We start from the raw sequence: 22,858 nt of genomic DNA on the forward strand, positions 1-22,858 counted from the left end.
AGTCAACACCACGGCGGCGGCTCAGAACGGTGTGCCGCTGACCCCCAGCGCCTGCAGCCTGCTCCGGTAGGTATCGACACTGCGCAGCTTGACGTCCTCGTAACCGCGCACCAGGTCGGCGGCCTCGGCCAGCGCGACGGCACGGTCGCGGGTCTCGGCGCTCAGCCCTGCCGTGGCGTCCGCGATCATTCCGCGGTAGTGCGCCAGCAGCGTGCGCTCCAGGCGACGCATGGCGGTGTGCCCGAACGGGTCCAAAGGTGTTCCGCGCAGCCGCTTTCCATGCTTGAGCAGTCGCAGTGCGGCGTGCGTGCCGGGGCGCAGGCCGATCTTGCGGTCGCGGCCGAGCGCTTTGAGCGTGGGCGGGTGCAGCTTGTAGGTGAGGTTCTCTGCGCCGGGGACCGCGGCGCGCACCTGGTCCAGGAAGGCCGGTTCGGTCAGCAACCGCGCGACTTCGTACTCGTCCTTGTAAGCGGTCAGCTTGAACAGACCCCGGGCGACCGCGGCGCTGTAGGCGCTGTCCTCACCCAGGGCGCGCTCGGCACGCCACGCATCGGCCACCACCCGGATGTAGTCGGCGGCCACCGCGGCGCTCTGGAACGCGACGAGCTCGGCGGCGCGACGACGGACCAGGTCCGCGGTCTGGCCGGTGAACCCGGTGCCGCGCAGCAACGGGTGGTCGGCGGCCAGGGTCGGCGGCGTGACAGTGGGGGCCGTGGTGGCCGCCGCGAACGCCGCCGGGTCGGCCACCGCGACGCGGCCCCACTGGAAGGCCGCCTGGTTGGCCGCCACCGCGGCGCCGTTGAACGTGATGGCGTCCAGGATCGCCGACTCCGGAATAGGCAGCGCCCCACGCTGATACGCGGCCCCCACCAACAGGAAGTTGGCGGTGGTGGTGTTGCCGAACAGTGCCTCCGCGGCGGCCAGCGCGTCCATCGTGAGGGTGCTGCGGGACACCGACTGCAGGCGGTCGAGCAGCTCGGCGGTGGACGGGTAACTGGTGGCGGCGTCATACACCATGGCGCCCGTCGGCGTCTGGCTGGTGGACGCGACGACGCTGGTGCGATCGGCCGAGGCCAGCGCCAGGTTCTTGGCGTCGGCAGCGGCCAGCAGGTCGAACGCCAGCACGCAGTCCGCGGAGCCTGGGCTGACCCGGTTCGAGGTGGGGGAGGGGGTGCGCCCGATCCGCAGATGGGAGGTCACCGGACCCGCCTTCTGGCTCAGCCCGGTCTGATCAAGACCCTGCACGTGCAGTCCGGCCCGCAGCGCGGCGGTGCCCAGCACCTGGTTGACCGTGACGATCCCGGTGCCGCCGATGCCGGCCAGGAACACGTTGAAAGGTTGCTCCACCGAAGGCAATTCAGGCTCGGCGACCTTCGGCGGCGTGGTAGTGGTGCGGGTCGAGGCCACCGGCCGCTCCGGCATCTCGACGGTCACGAAGGACGGGCACTCACCGTCGAGGCAGCTGTAGTCGGTGTTGCAGCCGGTCTGATCGATGCGGGTCTTGCGGCCGAACTCGGTGTCCACCGGCTGCACGGACAGGCAGTTGGACTTCACGCCGCAGTCACCGCAGCCTTCGCAGACCGCCTCGTTGATCACCACGCGGGTGCGGCGCACCGGCAGCTGGCCGCGCTTGCGCTTGCGGCGTGCGTCCGCGGCGCACTGCTGGTCGTAGATCAGCACGGTGACGCCGGGGACGTCGCGCAGCAGTCGTTGCGCCTCGTCGAGCCGGTCGCGGTGCCACACCACGGCGCCCTCGGCCAGCCGCGCCCCCCGGTGCCGTTCGGGCTCGTCGGCGCAGACGATGACCTTGGCGACCCCCTCGGCGGCCAGTTTGTGGGTGAGCTCGGGAACCGACAGGCCCCCCTGCGCGTCCTGGGCGCCGGTCATGGCGACCGCGCCGTTGAAGAGCAGCTTGTAGGTGATGTTCACCCCGGCGGCCACGCAGGCCTGCAGCGCGAGCTGACCGGAATGGAAGTAGGTGCCGTCGCCGATGTTCTGGAAGATGTGCCCGACGTCGGTGAACGGTGCCTGGCCGATCCACTGCGCACCCTCGCCGCCCATCTGCGTCAGCCCGGTGACGTGTGAGTCGGCGCGCTCCGAGAGTGTCACCAGGGTGTGGCAGCCGATGCCCCCACCGGCCAGCGAACCGGCAGGCACGGCGGTGGAGCGGTTGTGCGGGCAGCCCGAGCAGAAGTAGGGCGTGCGTTTGGCCGGCAGCACCGTCAGTGGGATCGGGGCCCGCGCCGGGGCCGGCAGGTCGACGAGCCCGCTCAGTGCCCGGCGCAGCACCGGGGCCAGGCGTGCGGCGGTCAGCTCGCCGTCCGCGGGTACCAGGGGCCTGCCCTCGGCGTCCCGTTTGCCGAGCACCGCGGGCGCCGCGGCGAGGCCGTAGAGCGCTTCCTTGACCTGCCCCTCGACGAAACTCACCTTGTCCTCGACCACCAACACCGAGGGGACCCCGCGGGCGAGCTCACCGATCTTGCTGTCGCTCAACGGGTAGGGCATGCCGACCCGCAGGATCCGGATGCCTGCCTGCAGCAGCCGGCCCTCGTCGAGGCCGAGGTCGGCCAGCGCGCCCCGCACCGCGTCGTAGGCGGTACCCACCGCGACGATGCCCAGCCGGGCGTGCGGCGGGTCCACCTCGATGCGGTCCAGCTCGTTGGCTTCGGCGAACGCCCGCACCATCGCCCACCGCGGGCCGTACAGGTCGGCCTCGGCGAGCACACTGTCGGGCGGCGAGGCCATCACACGCTGCCGGTAGGTCCAGGGCGACCCCTGCCACTGCAGTGAAGGAACGTTGATGGACAGGGCGCTGACGTCGGTGTCGAAGGTCCACAGCCCGTCGGCCACATCGGCCACCATCTTCATCGCGACCGGGCACCCCGACGCCCGCGACAGCGCAATCGCGTGCAGTCCGAAGCGGACAACCTCCTCGGCATTGCGGGGAAACACGATCGGGATGTTCAGCGCGGCCAGGGAGCGCTCGCTGGCAGCCGGAACCGTCGACGACTTGGCAGCCGGGTCATCGCCGACGACGGCGAGCACCCCGCCCTTCGGGTGGATGCCGTAGGTGGTCATATGGCGCATGGCGTCCCCGGCACGGTCCAATCCGGGCCCCTTGCCGTACCAGACCCCCACGATCCCGTCATGGGTTCTGGTGCCTGCCGGCAGCTCCGACTGGCTGCCCCACACCGACGTCGCGGCCAGTTCCTCGTTGAGGCCGGGAACCAGGCGGACGTCGTGATCGGTGGCCAGCCATCCGAGGCCGGCAAGCAGGGTGTCCAGACCGGCCAGCGGGCTGCCCTGGTAGCCCGAGACGAAGGTGGCCGACCGCTGGCCGGCGCGGCCGTCGCGCAGGTGCTGCTCGACGAGCAGGCGGGCGATGGCCTGTACCCCGGTCAGCAGCACCGGGCCCGAGTCGGCGCGGAAGCGGTCGTCCGGGTCGGCCGGCGCCGCGGGTGCGATCTGGATCTCGTCGACAGTGCTCATCATGTTCCCCTTGCATCCGGGGCAGCGCACAGCTGCAAATCCTGATACTCAAAGACTCGTCCGATGCGCGATGACGTTCAACTATCCGGCCGATAACTAGTCATACTGATCAGATGGTGATGACCATCACGTTACGAGGTGACCGCAATGCTCAGCATTGACCGGCTCGACGCGAAGCTGCTGGCGGCGCTCACCGACGACGCCCGGGTGGGCATCGGAGAACTGGCCTCCATGCTCGGCATCGCGCGCAACACCGTGCAGGCCCGGTTGCGCCGCCTGACCGAGACCAAGGTGCTGCGCGGATACCGGCCTGACATCGATCTGGCGGCGGTGGGAATCGCCGTCCAGGCCTTCGTCGCACTGGAGGTCCGGCAGAACGAGCTGAGCGCGATCGCCCGGATGCTCGGCGATTTTCCCGAGGTGCTCGAGGTGCACGCGACCACCGGCCGGGAGGATCTGCTGGTCCGGGTGGCCACCTCCAGCCAGGCCGACCTGCAGCGCCTGGTCGAGGACATCGTGTCCCTGGGCGGGGTGATGCACTCGTCGACCACGTTGGCCCTGACCACCCCGTTGCCCTACCGCGTACAGCCGCTGTTGGAGGCCATGACCGAGCGGGCGGGATGGGGGCGCGCGACACCGGCGCCCGAGATCTGAGCGGGGTCAGACCGCCCGGGTGAACCAGGTGCGCAGGGTGCCGAGGTCCACCAGCTCGGTGAAGCGCTGTAGCACCGGAGTGAAGGACGGGTCGTCGTCGCGCACCGATTCCCAGGCCGCCCAGTCACGGACCCGGAGCACCTCCACGACGTCGGCAGCGCCGCCGTCGGGCGCCGAGGTGACGTGGTAGACCTCGAAGGACACCACCTGCGCGCAGGACCGGCAGGCCGGTTGATCGAGTTCGAGGGAGAAGCGCTGGAAGTCGGCCCACGGCACACCGGGGCGCAGCGCGAACATCGTGACGGCCACCAGGTCGTGGTCGGAAGCACCCATGGGGTCAGGATCGCAGACGTTCGTCCAGTTGCTCAGCGAGATACCCAGCCGACTGCTTAGCCGACGGGGAACCGAACGCCGCGTGACGCAGGGGTTTCGTCCGGCGACGGAGTTCACGGTGCCGGACCGGTTGACAGCCGCGTCACCTCTTGACGGAACAGCGCCGAGGGGCCACTCTGTTCGCAGCATGTTTGCAACAGGAGATTTGGACGCCAGCCAGCGTTTGAGAAGCGTTGCAATGGGCTAGTTGAGGAATGCGCGTGTGTCCGCTATTGTTGGACGTTGCGCTGGCTGCCTCCTGCCCACCTCACATTTCGCGCCGACCGTAGTACCTGGCCTGAGTTCTGCTCAGTGATCTGGTCGCGTGCCGTGTGTCTGTGATCCGGACAGCTGTCAACCAGCTCAAACCGAAGCAGATAGCGCGGCATCGGACCTCCGGTTCGCCGGAGATCTGACTCGCCGCATGAGGTGCCTGGAAGGACGCATCTTGGCAGTCTCCCGCCAGAACATTAGCTCTAATTCCTCCGTACCCGGTGCTCCAAACCGCGTTTCTTTCGCCAAGCTCCGTGAGCCTCTCGAGGTTCCGGGGCTTCTCGACGTGCAGACCGCATCGTTCGAGTGGCTGGTCGGTTCCGACCGGTGGCGTGAGAAGGCGCTCGAGCGCGGCGAGCTGGATCCCAAGGGTGGCCTCGAAGAGGTCCTCGAAGAGCTGTCCCCGATCGAGGACTTCTCCGGCTCGATGTCGTTGAGCTTCTCGGATCCGCGCTTCGATGAAGTCAAGGCGCCGGTCGACGAGTGCAAAGACAAGGACATGACGTACGCGGCCCCGCTGTTCGTCACGGCCGAGTTCATCAACAACAACACCGGCGAGATCAAGAGCCAGACGGTCTTCATGGGTGACTTCCCGATGATGACCGAAAAGGGCACCTTCATCATCAACGGCACCGAGCGCGTCGTCGTGTCGCAGCTCGTCCGTTCGCCGGGTGTCTACTTCGACCACACCGTCGACAAGGGCACCGAGAAGGACCTGCACTCGGTGAAGGTCATCCCGGGCCGCGGTGCCTGGCTCGAGTTCGACGTCGACAAGCGCGACACCGTGGGTGTGCGCATCGACCGCAAGCGTCGCCAGCCGGTCACCGTGCTGCTGAAGGCGCTGGGCTGGACCAACGAGCAGATCACGGAGCGCTTCAACTTCTCCGAGATCATGATGAGCACGCTGGAGAAGGACAACACCGCCGGTACCGACGAGGCGCTGCTGGACATCTACCGCAAGCTGCGTCCGGGCGAGCCCCCCACCAAGGAGTCCGCGCAGACCCTGCTGGAGAACCTGTTCTTCAAGGAGAAGCGCTACGACCTGGCCCGCGTGGGCCGGTACAAGGTGAACAAGAAGCTGGGCCTCAACGCCGGCCAGCCGATCACCAGCTCGACGCTGACCGAAGAGGACATCGTCGCCACCATCGAGTACCTGGTCCGTCTGCACGAGGGCCAGACCACGATGACCGCCCCCGGCGGCGTCGAGGTGCCGGTGGAGGTCGACGACATCGACCACTTCGGCAACCGCCGTCTGCGCACCGTCGGTGAGCTGATCCAGAACCAGATCCGGGTCGGCCTGTCCCGTATGGAGCGTGTGGTCCGCGAGCGGATGACCACCCAGGACGTCGAGGCCATCACGCCGCAGACCCTGATCAACATCCGTCCCGTCGTGGCAGCCATCAAGGAGTTCTTCGGAACCTCGCAGCTGTCGCAGTTCATGGACCAGAACAACCCGCTGTCGGGTCTGACCCACAAGCGTCGCCTGTCGGCGCTGGGCCCCGGTGGTCTGTCCCGTGAGCGCGCCGGCCTCGAGGTCCGCGACGTGCACGCCAGCCACTACGGCCGCATGTGCCCGATCGAGACCCCTGAGGGCCCGAACATCGGCCTGATCGGCTCGCTGTCGGTGTACGCGCGGGTGAACCCGTTCGGCTTCATCGAGACCCCGTACCGCAAGGTCATCGACGGCAAGGTCACCGACCAGATCGACTACCTCACCGCCGACGAGGAGGACCGCCACGTCGTGGCGCAGGCCAACTCGCCGACCACCGAGGACGGCGCCTTCACCGAGGACCGCATCCTGGTCCGTCGTAAGGGCGGCGAAGTCGAGTTCGTCACGCCTGCCCAGGTGGACTACATGGACGTCTCGCCGCGCCAGATGGTGTCGGTGGCCACGGCCATGATTCCGTTCCTCGAGCACGACGACGCCAACCGTGCCCTGATGGGTGCCAACATGCAGCGCCAGGCGGTTCCGCTGGTGCGCAGCGAGGCGCCGCTGGTGGGTACCGGCATGGAGCTGCGTGCGGCCATCGACGCCGGCGACGTGGTGGTCACCGAGAAGGCCGGTGTGGTCGAGGAGGTCTCCGCCGACTACATCACCGTGATGGCCGACGACGGCACCCGCCAGACCTACCGGATGCGCAAGTTCGCCCGCTCCAACCACGGCACGTGCGCCAACCAGCGCCCGATCGTGGACGCCGGGCAGCGCGTCGAGTCCGGCCAGGTGCTGGCCGACGGTCCGTGCACCGAGAACGGTGAGATGGCGCTGGGCAAGAACCTGCTCGTCGCGATCATGCCGTGGGAGGGCCACAACTACGAGGACGCCATCATCCTCTCGCAGCGCCTGGTGGAGGAGGACGTCCTGACGTCCATCCACATCGAGGAGCACGAGATCGACGCCCGCGACACCAAGCTGGGCGCCGAGGAGATCACCCGGGACATCCCGAACGTCTCCGATGAGGTGCTGGCCGATCTCGACGAGCGCGGCATCATCCGCATCGGCGCCGAGGTCCGCGACGGCGACATCCTGGTCGGCAAGGTCACCCCCAAGGGCGAGACCGAGCTGACCCCGGAAGAGCGTCTGCTGCGTGCCATCTTCGGCGAGAAGGCCCGCGAGGTCCGCGATACGTCGCTCAAGGTGCCCCACGGTGAGTCCGGCAAGGTCATCGGCATCCGCGTCTTCTCCCGCGAGGACGACGACGAGCTGCCCGCCGGTGTCAACGAACTGGTCCGCGTCTACGTGGCCCAGAAGCGCAAGATCTCCGACGGCGACAAGCTCGCCGGACGCCACGGCAACAAGGGCGTCATCGGCAAGATCCTGCCCATCGAGGACATGCCGTTCCTGCCCGACGGCACCCCGGTCGACATCATCCTGAACACCCACGGTGTGCCGCGTCGTATGAACATCGGCCAGATCCTGGAGACCCACCTCGGGTGGGTGGCCAAGACCGGCTGGAACATCGACGTCGCGCAAGGGGTTCCGGAGTGGGCGTCGAACCTGCCCGAGGCTCTCTACAGCGCGCCGGCCGACACCAACACCGCAACCCCGGTGTTCGACGGAACCCGGGAGAACGAGCTGACGGGTCTGCTGGGCTCCACGCTGCCCAACCGTGACGGCGACGTCATGGTCGACGGCGACGGCAAGGCGACGTTGTTCGACGGCCGCAGTGGCGAACCGTTCCCGTACCCGGTGACGGTGGGCTACATGTACATCCTGAAGCTGCACCACCTGGTGGACGACAAGATCCACGCCCGCTCCACCGGTCCGTACTCGATGATCACCCAGCAGCCGCTCGGTGGTAAGGCGCAGTTCGGTGGCCAGCGATTCGGTGAGATGGAGTGCTGGGCCATGCAGGCCTACGGCGCCGCCTACACGCTGCAGGAGCTGCTCACCATCAAGTCCGACGACACGGTGGGCCGCGTCAAGGTGTACGAAGCGATCGTCAAGGGCGAGAACATCCCTGAACCCGGCATCCCCGAGTCGTTCAAGGTGCTTCTCAAGGAGCTGCAGTCGCTCTGCCTGAACGTCGAGGTGCTGTCTTCGGACGGCGCGGCAATCGAGATGCGGGACGGCGATGACGAGGACCTGGAGCGTGCTGCTGCCAACCTCGGAATCAACCTGTCGCGCAACGAATCTGCCTCTGTCGAAGATCTCGCCTGATATTTATCTAGTCCCGAAAGGGGAAAGGGAGTTACGTGCTAGACGTCAACTTCTTCGATGAACTCCGTATCGGTCTCGCGACCGCGGACGACATCCGCAACTGGTCCTACGGCGAGGTCAAGAAGCCGGAGACCATCAACTACCGCACGCTCAAGCCCGAGAAGGACGGCCTGTTCTGCGAGAAGATCTTCGGACCGACTCGCGACTGGGAGTGCTACTGCGGTAAGTACAAGCGCGTCCGCTTCAAGGGCATCATCTGCGAGCGCTGCGGCGTCGAGGTCACTCGCGCCAAGGTGCGTCGCGAGCGGATGGGCCACATCGAGCTGGCCGCGCCCGTCACGCACATCTGGTACTTCAAGGGTGTGCCCTCGCGTCTGGGCTACCTGCTGGACCTGGCGCCGAAGGATCTCGAGAAGATCATCTACTTCGCCGCCTACGTGATCACCAGCGTCGACGAGGAGATGCGGCACAACGAGCTCTCCACGCTCGAGGCCGAGATGGTCGTCGAGAAGAAGTCGGTCGCCGATCAGCGTGACGCCGACCTGGAGGCCCGCGCCCAGAAGCTGGAAGCGGACCTGGCCGAGTTGGAGGCCGAAGGAGCCAAGTCCGACGTGCGCCGCAAGGTGCGCGACGGCGGCGAGCGCGAGATGCGTCAGCTGCGTGACCGGGCCCAGCGTGAGCTGGACCGGCTCGACGAGATCTGGACCACCTTCACCAAGCTGGCCGTCAAGCAGCTCATCGTGGACGAGAACCTCTACCGCGAGCTGGTCGACCGCTACGGCGAGTACTTCACCGGCGCCATGGGTGCGGAGTCGATCCAGAAGCTGATCGAGACCTTCGACATCGAGGCCGAGGCGGAGTCGCTGCGCGACACCATCAAGAACGGCAAGGGCCAGAAGAAGCTTCGCGCCCTCAAGCGCCTGAAGGTCGTCGCGGCGTTCCAGACCAACCGCAACTCGCCCATGGGCATGGTGCTCAACGCCGTCCCGGTGATCCCGCCGGAGCTGCGTCCGATGGTCCAGCTCGACGGTGGCCGCTTCGCCACCTCGGACCTCAACGACCTATACCGCCGTGTGATCAACCGCAACAACCGGCTCAAGCGACTGATCGATCTGGGTGCGCCCGAGATCATCGTCAACAACGAGAAGCGCATGCTTCAGGAGTCGGTGGACGCGCTGTTCGACAACGGCCGTCGTGGCCGTCCGGTCACCGGGCCGGGCAACCGTCCGCTGAAGTCGCTGTCCGATCTGCTCAAGGGCAAGCAGGGCCGCTTCCGTCAGAACCTGCTCGGTAAGCGCGTCGACTACTCCGGCCGTTCGGTCATCGTGGTGGGCCCGCAGCTCAAGCTGCACCAGTGCGGTCTGCCGAAGCTGATGGCACTCGAGCTGTTCAAGCCGTTCGTGATGAAGCGCCTGGTGGACCTGAACCACGCGCAGAACATCAAGAGCGCCAAGCGCATGGTCGAGCGTCAGCGTCCGCAGGTGTGGGATGTCCTCGAAGAGGTCATCGGCGAGCACCCCGTGCTGCTCAACCGTGCACCCACGCTGCACCGCCTCGGTATCCAGGCCTTCGAGCCGCAGCTGGTCGAAGGCAAGGCCATCCAGCTGCACCCGCTGGTCTGTGAGGCGTTCAACGCGGACTTCGACGGTGACCAGATGGCCGTGCACCTTCCGCTGTCGGCGGAGGCGCAGGCCGAGGCGCGCATCCTGATGCTGTCGTCGAACAACATCCTGTCGCCCGCGTCGGGCCGGCCGCTGGCCATGCCCCGTCTGGACATGGTGACCGGGCTGTACTTCCTCACCACCGAGGTGCCCGGCGATCTCGGCGAATTCACCGCCGCGGCCACCGACTCCCCGGAGACCGGGACGTACTCCTCGCCCGCCGAGGCCATCATGGCGATGGACCGCGGTGCGCTGAGCGTGCGCGCCAAGATCAAGGTGCGGATGACGCGGCTGCGTCCGCCGGCCGAGGTCGAGGCCGAGCTGTTCCCGGAGGGCTGGAAGCCGGGCGACGGCTGGACCGCGCACACCACGCTGGGCCGCGTGATGTTCAACGAACTGCTGCCGGTGAGCTACCCGTTCGTCGACAAGCAGATGCACAAGAAGGTGCAGGCCGCGATCATCAACGATCTGGCCGAGCGCTACCCGATGATCGTCGTCGCGCAGACCGTCGACAAGCTCAAGGACGCCGGCTTCTACTGGGCCACGCGTTCGGGCGTCACGGTCTCGATGGCCGACGTGCTGGTGCCGCCGCAGAAGGCGGCCATCCTCGATCGCTACGAAGGCGAAGCCGACGGGATCGAGAAGAAGTACCAGCGCGGTGCCCTGACGGCCGACGAGCGGCGTGAAGCGCTGGTCAAGATCTGGCAGGAAGCCACCGATGAGGTCGGTAAGGCGCTGGAGGAGTACTACCCGGCGGACAACCCGATCACCCTGCTGCCCAAGTCGGGTGCCACCGGCAACATGACGCAGGTGCGCAACCTGGCCGGCATGAAGGGTCTGGTGACCAACCCGAAGGGTGAGTACATCCCGCGTCCCATCAAGTCCTCGTTCCGCGAGGGCCTGACGGTGTTGGAGTACTTCATCAACACCCACGGTGCACGTAAGGGTCTGGCCGACACCGCGCTGCGTACCGCCGACTCGGGTTACCTGACCCGTCGTCTGGTGGACGTGTCGCAGGACGTCATCGTCCGCGAGACCGACTGCGGCACCGAACGCGGCATCATGGTCGCCATCGCGGAGAAGACCGACGACGGTGCACTGCTGCGGGATCCGCACGTGGAGACCTCGGCGTTCGCCCGGACGCTGGCCTCCGACGCGGTGGATGCCAACGGCAACGTGGTGGTGGAGCGTGGACATGACCTGGGCGACCCGGCCATCGACGCGCTGCTGGCTGCCGGCATCACCGACGTCAAGGTGCGTTCGGTGCTGACCTGCACCACCGGCACCGGCGTCTGCGCCACCTGCTACGGCCGTTCGATGGCCACCGGCAAGCTGGTCGACATCGGCGAGGCCGTCGGCATCGTCGCCGCCCAGTCCATCGGTGAGCCCGGCACGCAGCTGACCATGCGTACCTTCCACCAGGGTGGCGTCGGTGGCGACATCACCGGTGGTCTGCCCCGTGTGCAGGAGCTGTTCGAGGCCCGTGTTCCGCGCAACCGTGCCCCGATCGCCGACGTCACCGGGCGGGTCCGCTTGGAGGAGACCGACAAGTTCTACAAGATCACCATCGTTCCCGACGATGGTGGCGAGGAAGTCGTCTACGACAAGCTGCCGCGTCGTCAGCGTCTGCGCGTGTTCAAGCACGAGGACGGCTCCGAGCGTCCGTTGGCTGAGGGTGACCACATCGAGGTCGGCCAGCAGCTGATGGAAGGTTCGGCCGACCCGCACGAGGTGCTGCGTGTGCAGGGCCCGCGTCAGGTCCAGGTGCACCTCGTCAACGAGGTGCAGGAGGTCTACCGCGCCCAGGGTGTGTCGATCCACGACAAGCACATCGAGGTGATCGTCCGGCAGATGCTGCGCCGGGTGACCATCATCGATTCCGGTGCCACGGAGTTCCTGCCCGGATCGCTGACCGAGCGCAGCGAGTTCGAGTCGGAGAACCGTCGCGTGGTGGCGGAGGGCAACGAGCCCGCCGCCGGCCGTCCGGTGCTGATGGGTATCACCAAGGCGTCGCTGGCCACGGATTCGTGGCTGTCGGCGGCGTCGTTCCAGGAGACCACTCGCGTGCTGACCGATGCGGCGATCAACTGCCGCAGCGACAAGCTGATGGGTCTGAAGGAGAACGTGATCATCGGCAAGCTGATCCCGGCCGGTACCGGTATCGCCCGCTACCGCGACATCCAGGTGCAGCCCACCGAAGAGGCCCGCGCTGCGGCGTACACGATCCCGTCTTACGAGGATCAGTACTACAGCCCGGACTTCGGCCAGGCCACCGGTGCTGCGGTTCCGCTGGACGATTACGGGTATTCCGACTACCGGTAGTTCGGCGACCGATGTGGGGTGAGGAACGAGCCCCGCTGAGGAGCCGGACAATGAGGCGATAGTCCCCGCTATCGGCGCACGAGAGAAAGCCCCCGCTTCGGCGGGGGCTTTTTCGTTGCCTTCTGGGGCCCGGGGCTTGGGGCTCGGCGCTCGCGACGGGCGGCGCTCGCGACATGTGTGCGGTTTACTGCGGGACACGCCGCTGGGGCTGAGTACCGCACACATGTGTGCGGGGGTGCGGGGGCTCGGGCGTGACATGTGTGCGGTTTACTGCGGGACACGCCGCTGCGGCTGAGTAGGGCACACATGTCGATTCACCTGAGGGGCAATTCATGGCAGCACAGCCAGACCCGGCGCCGGCGCGCGCCCGGCCGCGTGCGGGCGCCCGGCAGGCGAAGCTGAGCCGCGACATCATCGTCAACGCCGCACTGAACTTCCTGGACCGCGAGGGCTGGGACGCCCTGACCATCAACGCGCTGGCCAACCACCTCGGCACCAAGGGGCCATCGCTCTACAACCACGTCCACAGTCTCGACGACCTGCGCCGCACGGTCCGGATGCGGGTGATCGGCGACATCATCGGCATGCTCAACACCGTCGGCGAGGGCCGGGTCCGTGAAGACGCCGTGCTGGTGATGGCCGGGGCCTACCGCAGCTACGCCCACCACCATCCCGGGCGGTACTCGGCGTTCACCCGGATGCCGTTCGGCGGCGACGACCCCGAGTACTCCGCGGCCACCAAGGAGGCGGCCGGGCCCGTCATCAATGTGCTGATGTCGTACGGTCTGGAGGGGGAGGACGCGTACTACGCGGCGCTGGAGTTCTGGTCGGCGTTGCACGGGTTCGTCCTGCTGGAGATGACGGGCGTGATGGACGACATCGACACCGACGCGGTGTTCTCGGACATGGTGTTACGGCTGACCACGGGACTGGAACGGCGAAGCTGAAAACGCGGGTAGGTTTGACCTGCGTAAGCGCTCCGGCAGCGGTTTTGTCGCCATGGCTGCCCCTGGTATCGTGGTAGCTCGTGCCTGGCCCAGATGGGCGCACGCGGCCGCTTCGACGGTAGGTGTGCGCGCACGCCGGGCCAATTCGCATGTCTACAGGCATCGGGTGGTCGTGAGATCGTCCCAACGTGCCGGGCGCGTGCGACACGCCCGGTCGCGGGGTACGCGGATCGGGCAAAACTGCAGTACAGAGACTTGACAACAAGGCTGAGTAGCACTTCAGCAACGCAGAGACAGAGCAGCACAGCACTACAGAGGAAGCCGGTAAATGCCAACCATTCAGCAGCTGGTCCGCAAGGGTCGCCGCGACAAGATCGCCAAGGTCAAGACCGCGGCTCTCAAGGGCAGCCCGCAGCGCCGCGGCGTGTGCACCCGCGTGTACACCACCACTCCGAAGAAGCCGAACTCGGCGCTTCGCAAGGTGGCGCGCGTGCGGCTGACCAGCGCGGTGGAGGTCACCGCCTACATCCCGGGTGAGGGCCACAACCTGCAGGAGCACTCGATGGTGCTGGTGCGCGGCGGCCGTGTGAAGGACCTCCCCGGTGTGCGCTACAAGATCATCCGCGGCTCGCTGGACACCCAGGGTGTCAAGAACCGCAAGCAGGCCCGCAGCCGTTACGGCGCGAAGAAGGAGAAGAGCTGATGCCGCGCAAGGGTCCCGCGCCGAAGCGCCCGCTGGTCAACGATCCCGTCTACGGGTCCCAGCTGGTCACCCAGCTGGTCAACAAGGTGCTGCTCGACGGGAAGAAATCCGTCGCCGAACGCATTGTTTATGGTGCGCTCGAACAGGCTCGTGACAAGACCGGTACCGATCCGGTCGTCACCCTCAAGCGCGCTCTCGACAACGTCAAGCCCGCCCTCGAGGTGCGCAGCCGCCGCGTCGGTGGCGCCACCTACCAGGTCCCGGTCGAGGTCCGCCCCGACCGTTCGGTCACCCTGGCCCTGCGCTGGCTGGTCAGCTTCTCCAAGGCTCGCCGCGAGAAGACCATGGTCGAGCGGCTGGCCAACGAGATCCTCGACGCGAGCAACGGCCTCGGTGCCGCGGTGAAGCGTCGCGAGGACACCCACAAGATGGCCGAAGCGAACCGGGCCTTCGCGCACTACCGCTGGTGACTCGCTCCGGCGGGTCGGTGCTGACTGCCGGGCGCAACGGAAAACACCTCATTCAGTAAGCGAAAGTTGGGAATCTAGCCGTGGCACAGGACGTGCTCACCGACCTCACCAAGGTCCGCAACATCGGCATCATGGCGCACATCGATGCCGGCAAGACGACAACAACCGAACGCATCCTCTTCTACACCGGTATCAGCTACAAGATCGGTGAGGTGCACGACGGTGCCGCCACGATGGACTGGATGGAGCAGGAGCAGGAGCGGGGTATCACCATCACCTCGGCTGCCACCACCTGCTTCTGGAACGACAACCAGATCAACATCATCGACACCCCCGGACACGTCGACTTCACCGTCGAGGTGGAGCGCTCGCTGCGCGTGCTCGACGGCGCCGTGGCCGTGTTCGACGGCAAAGAGGGTGTGGAGCCGCAGTCCGAGCAGGTGTGGCGCCAGGCCGACAAGTACGACGTCCCGCGTATCTGCTTCGTCAACAAGATGGACAAGCTGGGCGCCGACTTCTACTTCTCGGTGCAGACCATGAAGGACCGCCTCGGCGCGAACGTCGTCCCGATCCAGCTGCCGATCGGCTCCGAAGGTGACTTCGAGGGCGTCGTCGACCTGGTCGAGATGAAGGCCAAGGTGTGGCGCGGCGAGACCAAGCTCGGCGAGAAGTACGACACCGTCGACATCCCGGCCGATCTCCAGGAAAAGGCCGAGGAATACCGCACCGCCATGATCGAGGCCATCGCCGAGACCGACGATGAGCTCATGGAGAAGTACCTCGGCGGCGAGGAACTGACCGTCGAGGAGATCAAGAGCGGCCTGCGCAAGCTGACCATCACGTCCGCCGGTTACCCGGTGCTGTGCGGCTCCGCGTTCAAGAACAAGGGCGTGCAGCCCATGCTCGACGCGGTGATCGACTACCTGCCGAACCCGCTGGACGTCCCGGCCGCCGAAGGTCACGTGCCGAACAAGGAAGACGAGATCATCTCGCGGAAGCCCTCCGCCGATGAGCCGTTCTCGGGCCTGGCGTTCAAGGTCGCCACGCACCCGTTCTTCGGCAAGCTGACCTACGTCCGCGTCTACTCCGGCAAGGTCGACTCCGGCTCGCAGGTGGTCAACTCCACCAAGGGCAAGAAGGAGCGCCTGGGCAAGCTGTTCCAGATGCACTCCAACAAGGAGAACCCGGTCGAGTCGGCGTCCGCCGGCCACATCTACGCGGTGATCGGCCTCAAGGACACCACCACCGGTGACACCCTGAGCGACCCGAACAACCAGATCGTGCTGGAGTCGATGACCTTCCCGGATCCGGTGATCCAGGTGGCCATCGAGCCCAAGACCAAGAGCGACCAGGAGAAGCTGGGCACGGCCATCCAGAAGCTGGCCGAAGAAGACCCCACCTTCAAGGTGCACCTGGACCAGGAGACCGGCCAGACCGTCATCGGCGGTATGGGCGAGCTGCACCTGGACATCCTGGTGGACCGCATGCGTCGCGAGTTCAAGGTCGAGGCCAACGTCGGCAAGCCGCAGGTGGCCTACCGCGAGACGATCAAGCGCGCCGTCAACAACGTCGAGTTCACCCACAAGAAGCAGACGGGTGGCTCCGGCCAGTTCGCGAAGGTCATCATCAACCTCGAGCCGTTCATCGGCGAGGACGGTGCCACCTACGAGTTCGAGAACAAGGTCACCGGTGGCCGCGTTCCGCGCGAGTACATCCCGTCGGTGGATGCCGGCGCCCAGGACGCCATGCAGTACGGCGTGCTGGCCGGTTACCCGCTGGTGAACGTCAAGGTGACGCTGCTCGACGGTCAGTACCATGACGTCGACTCGTCGGAAATGGCGTTCAAGATCGCCGGTTCCCAGGCGCTGAAGAAGGCCGCCGGACAGGCGCAGCCGGTCATCCTGGAGCCGATCATGGCCGTCGAGGTCACCACGCCCGAGGACTACATGGGTGATGTGATCGGCGACCTGAACTCCCGCCGTGGTCAGATCCAGGCCATGGAGGAGCGCAGCGGTGCGCGCGTCGTCAAGGCGCAGGTTCCGCTGTCCGAAATGTTCGGCTACGTCGGCGACCTCCGGTCGAAGACCCAGGGCCGGGCGAACTACTCCATGGTGTTCGACTCGTACGCTGAAGTTCCGGCGAACGTGTCGAAGGAGATCATCGCCAAGGCGACCGGAGAATAACCTCCGGTGGTCGGCGGACCACACAACTGAACAGTCAAAACCTGCTTTAACCAAAGCACCAACAAGTCCAGGAGGACACAGAAGTGGCGAAGGCGAAGTTCGAGCGGACGAAGCCGCACGTCAACATCGGGACCATCGGTCACGTTGACCACGGCAAGACCACTCTCACTGCAGCAATCACCAAGGTTCTGCACGACAAGTACCCCGATTTGAACGAGTCGCGTGCATTCGACCAGATCGACAATGCGCCCGAAGAGCGTCAGCGCGGTATCACCATCAACATCTCCCACGTGGAGTACCAGACCGAGAAGCGTCACTACGCGCACGTCGACGCCCCCGGCCACGCTGACTACATCAAGAACATGATCACCGGTGCCGCCCAGATGGACGGCGCAATCCTGGTGGTCGCCGCCACCGACGGCCCCATGCCGCAGACCCGTGAGCACGTGCTGCTGGGTCGCCAGGTCGGCGTGCCCTACATCCTGGTCGCGCTGAACAAGTCCGACATGGTCGACGACGAAGAGCTGCTCGAGCTCGTCGAGATGGAGGTCCGCGAACTGCTGGCCGCTCAGGACTTCGACGAGGACGCCCCCGTCATCCGCGTGTCCGCCCTGAAGGCGCTCGAGGGCGACGAGAAGTGGGTCAAGTCCGTCGAGGAGCTCATGGAGGCCGTCGACGAGTCCATCCCGGACCCGGTTCGCGAGACCGACAAGCCGTTCCTGATGCCCGTCGAGGACGTCTTCACCATCACCGGTCGTGGCACCGTGGTGACCGGTCGCGTCGAGCGTGGCGTGATCAACGTGAACGAGGAAGTCGAGATCGTCGGCATCCGCCCCGGCACCACCAAGACCACGGTCACCGGTGTCGAGATGTTCCGCAAGCTGCTCGACCAGGGCCAGGCCGGCGACAACGTTGGTCTGCTGGTTCGTGGTGTGAAGCGTGAGGACGTCGAGCGTGGCCAGGTTGTGGTCAAGCCCGGCACCACCACCCCGCACACCGAGTTCGAGGGCAGCGTCTACATCCTGTCCAAGGACGAGGGCGGCCGCCACACGCCGTTCTTCAACAACTACCGCCCGCAGTTCTACTTCCGTACCACGGACGTGACCGGCGTGGTGACCCTCCCCGAGGGCACCGAGATGGTGATGCCCGGTGACAACACCGACATCTCCGTCAAGCTGATCCAGCCCGTGGCCATGGACGAGGGCCTGCGCTTCGCGATCCGCGAGGGTGGCCGTACCGTCGGCGCCGGCCGCGTCACCAAGATCACCAAGTGATCTAGCTTTTCGCTCAAGAGCGGCGCTCACCCGAGGGGGTGGGCGCCGCTTTTGTTGTGAGCCGGGCTGGTTGAGGGCCGCTGGGGCTGACAAGTGTGCGGTTTACTGCGGGACACGCCGCTGTGGCTGAGTAGGGCACACATGTGTGCCCGGGGGAGAGGGCGCTGGGTGTAACTTCTGGGGCCGCGGCCACGATGAACATCACGTGCTTCGACGTCTAGCTGCCATCATGGGTGCCCTCGCGATCGCCGGTTCGGCCCTGGCCACCGGCACCGCCGCCGCTGAACCGCTGTGCCCCGATGTGCACTGGATCGGTGCGGCCGGTTCCGGCGAGCGCGGGCCCGAGGCGACCCAGAACGGCGGCATGGGCCCGGTGATGTACCGGTCCTACCTCAACTTCCAGCAGCGCGCGGCCGCCAACGGCCAGACCGTCACTGCCGAGCCTGTCGTCTACCCCGCGACCGAGGTGCCCCTCGATGGCGGCATCCTCGACTGGGCCGGCTTCATCGGCAGCGTCGATCAGGGCGCCGGGGCGCTGGCCAACCAGTACGCCACCTTTGTGCAGCGCTGCCCGGGCAGCAAGGTCGTGGTGGCCGGTTACTCGCAGGGCGCGATGGTGGTGCACCGCAACCTCGCCGCCCTCGACGTCAGCCCCAACCTGTCCGCCGCGTTGCTGATCGCCGACGGCGACCGCCGCCCGGAGGACCCCACACTCAACCTGGGCACCGCGAGCCTGCAGCCCGGCGAGCGCCTCGGCGTCGCGCAGGACTGGCCCATCCTGGCCCACGCCCCGGCGCCGCTGCCCGTGACGGTGGGAAGCCGCACCATCAGCGTCTGCGAATACGGCGACCCGGTGTGTGATTACGACCCCGACTCCGACGATGACGAGGTGTCGGCGCGGGCGATCGCCATCCACACCAGCTACGCCAAAGGTGACTACAGCTGGGTGGCACCGCTGAACCAACTGGTGTCGATGGCACCGGCGCCGGTGGTGCCGCTGCCGGCTCCGGTTCCCGCGCCCGTTCCGGGGGTCTGAGCGCACTGCTTGCCGCTACGGTGAGCCCATGTCGACCTTCTGGCGGTATCTGAAGATCCAGGCCTTCGTCCTGGTGTGCGGCATCGTCGGCCCGATCTTTCTGGCGGTCTACTTCATGACGGGCTCGGACCCGACGATGAAGTGGATGTTCTGGACGGGATTGTTCATCACCGCCCTCGACGTGCTGATCGCGTTGGCCATCACCGGTATCGGCGTCCGCAAGAACGCGAAGATGCAGTTCCTGGAACAGCAGGGCGTCCTGGGCACGGCCGAGGTGGTGGGCATCCACGAGACCGGCACCCGGGTCAACGACCAGCCGCTGGTCAAGCTGGACCTGCGCATCGAAGGCCCCGGATTCGACGCGTTCACCACCCAGGACAGCGTGCTGGCGTCGATGTCGCGGATGCCGATGATCACCGGCCGCCGGCTGGTGGTGCTGGTGGACCCGGCCACCCACGAATACCAGATCGACTGGGACCGAAGCGCTTTGATCATCGGCCTGACGCCGGCGCGGTTCACGCTCGACGAGGACCGCCGGACCTACGACCTCACGGGACAGGTTGCCCCGCTGATGGAGATCATGGCGATCCTCAAGGCCAATCACGTTCCGCTGACCGGCACCATCGACATCCGCTCCAACCCCGCGGTGCGCCAGCAGGTGATGAACGTGGTGCGCCGGGCTGCGGCGCCGCCGCCGGCACCCGTTCCCGCACCGGCACCGCAACCCGTGGTGCCGGCGCCGTCGACGGCCGCCCGGCTGCAGGAGCTCGAGACGCTGCGTGCCATGGGCACCATTTCCGAGACCGAGTACACCGCCAAACGGGCTCAGATCATCGCCGAGCTGTAGCCACTAGAACACGTTCCAGTTCTGCTGCTAGCCTCCTACCAGCGGGTCGGCAGAAGGGACGGGATCAGATGACGGGATCGCTCGAGGGACGCGTGGCGTTCGTGACGGGAGCCGCTCGCGGACAGGGACGCGCACACGCCGTCCGTCTGGCCGCTGACGGCGCCGACATCATCGCGATCGACATCTGCGGACCGGTGACCGACTCGATCACCTATCCGCCGGCCACCTCCGAGGAACTGGCCGAGACGGTGCGCCAGGTGGAGGCGACGGGCCGCAAGGTGCTGGCGCGCGAGGTCGACGTCCGCGACCTGGCCGCCCAGCAGCAGGTGGTGGCCGACGCCATGGAGCAGTTCGGCCGCCTGGACGTGCTGGTGGTCAACGCCGGAATCCTGAGCTGGGGCCGGCTCTTCGAGATGTCAGAAGAGCAGTGGGACAGCGTGATCGACACCAACCTCTCCGGTGCCTGGCGCACGGTCCGCGCTGCGGTCCCGGCCATGATCGAGGCGGGCAACGGCGGGTCCATCATCATGGTGAGCTCGTCGGCGGGTCTGAAGGCCACTCCGGGCAACGGGCACTACTCGGCCTCCAAGCACGGCGTCGTCGCCATCACCAACGCCCTGGCGCTGGAGGTGGGGGAGTACGGCATCCGGGTGAACTCCATCCACCCCTATTCCATCGACACCCCGATGGTGGAGCGCGAAGCCATGATGGAGGTCTTCGGCAAGCATCCGACCTACCTGCACAGCTTTGCGCCCATGCCACTGCACCCGGTGCACCACGAAGGCAAGAGCGGCCTGTCGGAGTTCATGTCTCCGGAGGAAGTGTCCAACGTGGTGGCCTGGCTGGCCGGGGATCAGTCGATGGCGATCTCAGGATCGCAGATCGCCGTCGACCGCGGCGTCATGAAGTACTGACGCGAACTGCGCGACGGCCCAGTCGATCTCGTCTTCGGTGATCACCAGCGGCGGCGCGAACCGCAGCGTCGAGCCGTGGGTGTCCTTCACCAATACACCGCGCTGGGCCAGCCGCAGACTGATCTGCTTGCCGGTGCCCAGGGCAGGGTCGATGTCCACGCCCGCCCACAACCCGAGCCCGCGCACCGCCAGCACACCGTCGCCGGTCAAGGCCTGCAACCGGTCATGCAGCCGGGCCCCGAGAAGTGCTGAGCGACGCTGGAATTCGCCGGTCTCCAAGAGCCCCACGACGGTAGCGCCGATGGCAGCGGCCAACGGGTTGCCGCCGAAGGTGGAGCCGTGCTCGCCCGGGTGCAGAACTCCCAGCACATCCCGATCGGCCACCACCGCCGACAGCGGCAGCACCCCGCCGCCGAGCGCCTTGCCCAGCAGGTAGACGTCCGGCACCACGCCCCAGTGGTCGCAGGCGAAGGTGTACCCGGTGCGCGCCAGACCCGACTGGATTTCGTCAGCGATCATCAGCACGTTGTTGGCGGTGCAGATCTCGCGGACCCGCGGTAGGTAGTCGGCGGGCGGCACGATGATGCCCGCCTCACCCTGGATGGGCTCGAGCAGCACCGCCACGGTGAAGTCGTCGATGGCATCCGCCACCGCGGCCGCGTCGCCGAAGGGCACCGCCCGGAACCCGGGGGTGAACGGGCCGAAGCCGCCGCGGGCGGAGTCGTCGGAGGAGAAGCTGACGATGCTGATGGTGCGGCCGTGGAAGTTGTTCTGCGCCACCACGATGTTGGCCTGTCCCGCCGGCACGCCCTTGACGTCGGTGCCCCACTTGCGGGCCACCTTCATACCGCTTTCCACCGCCTCGGCGCCGCTGTTCATCGGCAACACCATGTCTTTGCCGCACAGCCGCGCCAGGGCTGCGCAGAACGGACCCAGGCGATCGGAGTGGAAGGCCCGGCTCACCAGAGTGACTCTGTCCAGCTGGGCGTGGGCCGCCGCGATGACGGCGGGGTGGCGATGCCCGAAGTTCACCGCGGAGTAGGCGGCCAGGCAGTCCAGGTAGCGCCTGCCGTGGGTATCGGTGATCCACGCCCCCTCGGCGGCGGCGGCCACCACCGGCAGGGGAGCGTAGTTGTGTGCGGTGTGGCGCTCTTCCAGGGCCAGGACGTCGGTGTCCTCAACGGTTGTCACGGTAGACCTCCAGCGTGCAGCACTTGACCGAGCCGCCACCCTTGAGCAGCTCGGACAGATCGACGGGGATGGGTTCGAATCCGAGCGTGGCCACCTGCTCGGCGAAACCGTGTGCGGCAGCGGGCATGACCACGTGCCTGCCGTCGGAGACCACGTTGAGCCCCAGCACATAGGCGTCGGCCGAGGTGACTTCGATTGCGTCGGGGAACAGCTGCAGCAGGGTCGCGCGCGACTGCTCGGTGAAGGCGGGCGGGTAGTAGGCGACGGTGGTGTCGTCGAGGACGGCCAGCGCCGTATCGAGGTGGTAGAACCGCGGGTCGGTCAGCTGCAGGGTCACCACCGGCAGCCCGGTCAGGGCGGCCACCTCGGCGTGCGCGGCCTCGTCAGTGCGGAAACCGGTGCCCGCCAGAATCATCGGGCCGACCACCAGCAGATCGCCCTGGCCCTCGTTGAGGTGTTCGGTGAAGCGGGGGGTGTAGCCGGCCGCCGTCATCCACGCGGCGTAGGCCTGCGCCTCACCGGCGCGCTCGGCGTACTTGAAGCGGGCGACGATCGCGGTGTCGCCGATCACCAGGCCACCGTTGGCGGCGTACACCATGTCGGGCAGCCCCACCTCGGGGGACACCAGGTCGACGGTGTGGCCGAGGCTCAGATAGACCTGGCGCAGCTCATCCCACTGGGCCAGCGCGCGCGCCGGGTCGACCGGGGTGGAGGTGTCCATCCACGGGTTGATCGCGTAGTCGACGGTGAAATGGATGGGCGCGGTCATGGCGTAGCGGCGCAGCGTGGCGGCGCGCGTCGGAGTGGCGGCGGTGGCGATGTCGGAAACCGTCATGTCATGAGGATATTTTCGGGCTGAGACGC

Annotated in this window: 15 protein-coding genes; 11 read left to right on the forward strand and 4 right to left on the reverse strand. The window is 67.0% G+C overall.

The window, feature by feature from the left end:
* Positions 1 to 21: 21 nt before the first annotated feature.
* On the reverse strand, positions 22 to 3,489 hold the full coding sequence (locus tag G6N58_RS15830; protein WP_336385835.1) for an indolepyruvate ferredoxin oxidoreductase family protein: 3,468 nt from the start codon (positions 3,487 to 3,489) through the stop codon (positions 22 to 24).
* Between the two features lie 147 nt (positions 3,490 to 3,636).
* Between G6N58_RS15830 and G6N58_RS15835 the strand changes: the two genes are divergently transcribed.
* Positions 3,637 to 4,143, forward strand: coding sequence for an Lrp/AsnC family transcriptional regulator (locus G6N58_RS15835; protein WP_115281483.1), 507 nt, complete (start codon positions 3,637 to 3,639; stop codon positions 4,141 to 4,143).
* 6 nt (positions 4,144 to 4,149) lie between these two features.
* Here G6N58_RS15835 and G6N58_RS15840 read toward each other — a convergent pair whose 3' ends face one another.
* Positions 4,150 to 4,476 (reverse strand): RedY/HapK family protein, encoded by a 327-nt coding sequence (locus G6N58_RS15840; RefSeq protein ID WP_115278064.1) that lies wholly within the window; start codon positions 4,474 to 4,476, stop codon positions 4,150 to 4,152.
* A gap of 463 nt (positions 4,477 to 4,939) precedes the next feature.
* On the opposite strand from G6N58_RS15840, the gene rpoB reads away from it, so the two are divergent.
* From rpoB to G6N58_RS15890, 10 genes are all read left to right on the forward strand, one after another.
* Positions 4,940 to 8,446: a DNA-directed RNA polymerase subunit beta gene (gene rpoB / locus G6N58_RS15845; protein ID WP_068915566.1), complete on the forward strand. Its 3,507-nt coding sequence runs from the start codon at positions 4,940 to 4,942 to the stop codon at positions 8,444 to 8,446.
* Positions 8,447 to 8,481: 35 nt separating this feature from the next.
* Positions 8,482 to 12,429: a DNA-directed RNA polymerase subunit beta' gene (locus G6N58_RS15850; RefSeq protein WP_115278063.1), complete on the forward strand. Its 3,948-nt coding sequence runs from the start codon at positions 8,482 to 8,484 to the stop codon at positions 12,427 to 12,429.
* 332 nt (positions 12,430 to 12,761) lie between these two features.
* Positions 12,762 to 13,376, forward strand: coding sequence for a TetR/AcrR family transcriptional regulator (locus G6N58_RS15855; protein ID WP_068915582.1), 615 nt, complete (start codon positions 12,762 to 12,764; stop codon positions 13,374 to 13,376).
* Positions 13,377 to 13,704: 328 nt separating this feature from the next.
* Positions 13,705 to 14,079 carry a 30S ribosomal protein S12 gene (gene rpsL / locus G6N58_RS15860; protein WP_068915583.1) on the forward strand — a complete coding sequence of 125 codons (375 nt, stop codon included), beginning with the start codon at positions 13,705 to 13,707 and terminating at the stop codon, positions 14,077 to 14,079.
* On the forward strand, positions 14,079 to 14,549 hold the full coding sequence (rpsG, locus tag G6N58_RS15865) for a 30S ribosomal protein S7 (RefSeq protein ID WP_068915584.1): 471 nt from the start codon (positions 14,079 to 14,081) through the stop codon (positions 14,547 to 14,549). The genes rpsL and rpsG overlap by 1 nt, the downstream gene beginning before the upstream one ends.
* A gap of 131 nt (positions 14,550 to 14,680) precedes the next feature.
* Entirely contained in the window at positions 14,681 to 16,732 is a 2,052-nt protein-coding gene (gene fusA / locus G6N58_RS15870) for an elongation factor G (protein WP_232068106.1), read from the forward strand.
* Positions 16,733 to 16,815: 83 nt separating this feature from the next.
* The gene (gene tuf, locus G6N58_RS15875; RefSeq protein WP_068915586.1) at positions 16,816 to 18,006 is read left to right on the forward strand and encodes an elongation factor Tu; all 1,191 of its coding nucleotides are present in this window, start codon (positions 16,816 to 16,818) and stop codon (positions 18,004 to 18,006) included.
* A 229-nt stretch (positions 18,007 to 18,235) separates the two neighbouring features.
* Positions 18,236 to 19,042, forward strand: a complete 807-nt coding sequence (locus G6N58_RS15880) for a cutinase family protein (RefSeq protein WP_115278056.1) — start codon at positions 18,236 to 18,238, stop codon at positions 19,040 to 19,042.
* 28 nt (positions 19,043 to 19,070) lie between these two features.
* Complete coding sequence (locus tag G6N58_RS15885) at positions 19,071 to 19,889, forward strand: SHOCT domain-containing protein (RefSeq protein ID WP_115278055.1); 819 nt, start codon at positions 19,071 to 19,073, stop codon at positions 19,887 to 19,889.
* Positions 19,890 to 19,957: 68 nt separating this feature from the next.
* Positions 19,958 to 20,803: a mycofactocin-coupled SDR family oxidoreductase gene (locus G6N58_RS15890; protein ID WP_115278054.1), complete on the forward strand. Its 846-nt coding sequence runs from the start codon at positions 19,958 to 19,960 to the stop codon at positions 20,801 to 20,803.
* On the opposite strand, the gene rocD is transcribed toward G6N58_RS15890, so the two are convergent.
* Together rocD and ddaH are read right to left on the reverse strand one after the other, a co-directional pair.
* On the reverse strand, positions 20,759 to 21,994 hold the full coding sequence (gene rocD, locus G6N58_RS15895) for an ornithine--oxo-acid transaminase (RefSeq protein WP_163908195.1): 1,236 nt from the start codon (positions 21,992 to 21,994) through the stop codon (positions 20,759 to 20,761). The genes G6N58_RS15890 and rocD overlap by 45 nt on opposite strands.
* A complete protein-coding gene (gene ddaH / locus G6N58_RS15900; protein WP_115278052.1) occupies positions 21,981 to 22,829 on the reverse strand; it encodes a dimethylargininase in 849 nt (282 codons plus the stop codon). Before ddaH ends, rocD begins: the two co-directional genes overlap by 14 nt.
* Positions 22,830 to 22,858: the final 29 nt, after the last annotated feature.

Source organism: Mycolicibacterium tokaiense (genome assembly GCF_010725885.1).
Classification (GTDB): Bacteria; Actinomycetota; Actinomycetes; order Mycobacteriales; family Mycobacteriaceae; genus Mycobacterium; species Mycobacterium tokaiense.

Coding starts and splice junctions, on each gene's coding strand:
- G6N58_RS15880 (WP_115278056.1), top strand. CDS start 18,236: ATGGGTGCCCTCGCGATCGCCGGTTCGGCCCTGGCCACCGGCACCGCC.
- G6N58_RS15885 (WP_115278055.1), top strand. CDS start 19,071: ATGTCGACCTTCTGGCGGTATCTGAAGATCCAGGCCTTCGTCCTGGTG.
- G6N58_RS15830 (WP_336385835.1), bottom strand. CDS start 3,489: ATGAGCACTGTCGACGAGATCCAGATCGCACCCGCGGCGCCGGCCGAC.
- rpsG (WP_068915584.1), top strand. CDS start 14,079: ATGCCGCGCAAGGGTCCCGCGCCGAAGCGCCCGCTGGTCAACGATCCC.
- rpoB (WP_068915566.1), top strand. CDS start 4,940: ATGAGGTGCCTGGAAGGACGCATCTTGGCAGTCTCCCGCCAGAACATT.
- G6N58_RS15835 (WP_115281483.1), top strand. CDS start 3,637: ATGCTCAGCATTGACCGGCTCGACGCGAAGCTGCTGGCGGCGCTCACC.
- rpsL (WP_068915583.1), top strand. CDS start 13,705: ATGCCAACCATTCAGCAGCTGGTCCGCAAGGGTCGCCGCGACAAGATC.
- ddaH (WP_115278052.1), bottom strand. CDS start 22,829: ATGACGGTTTCCGACATCGCCACCGCCGCCACTCCGACGCGCGCCGCC.
- fusA (WP_232068106.1), top strand. CDS start 14,681: ATGGCGCACATCGATGCCGGCAAGACGACAACAACCGAACGCATCCTC.
- G6N58_RS15840 (WP_115278064.1), bottom strand. CDS start 4,476: ATGGGTGCTTCCGACCACGACCTGGTGGCCGTCACGATGTTCGCGCTG.
- G6N58_RS15890 (WP_115278054.1), top strand. CDS start 19,958: ATGACGGGATCGCTCGAGGGACGCGTGGCGTTCGTGACGGGAGCCGCT.
- G6N58_RS15855 (WP_068915582.1), top strand. CDS start 12,762: ATGGCAGCACAGCCAGACCCGGCGCCGGCGCGCGCCCGGCCGCGTGCG.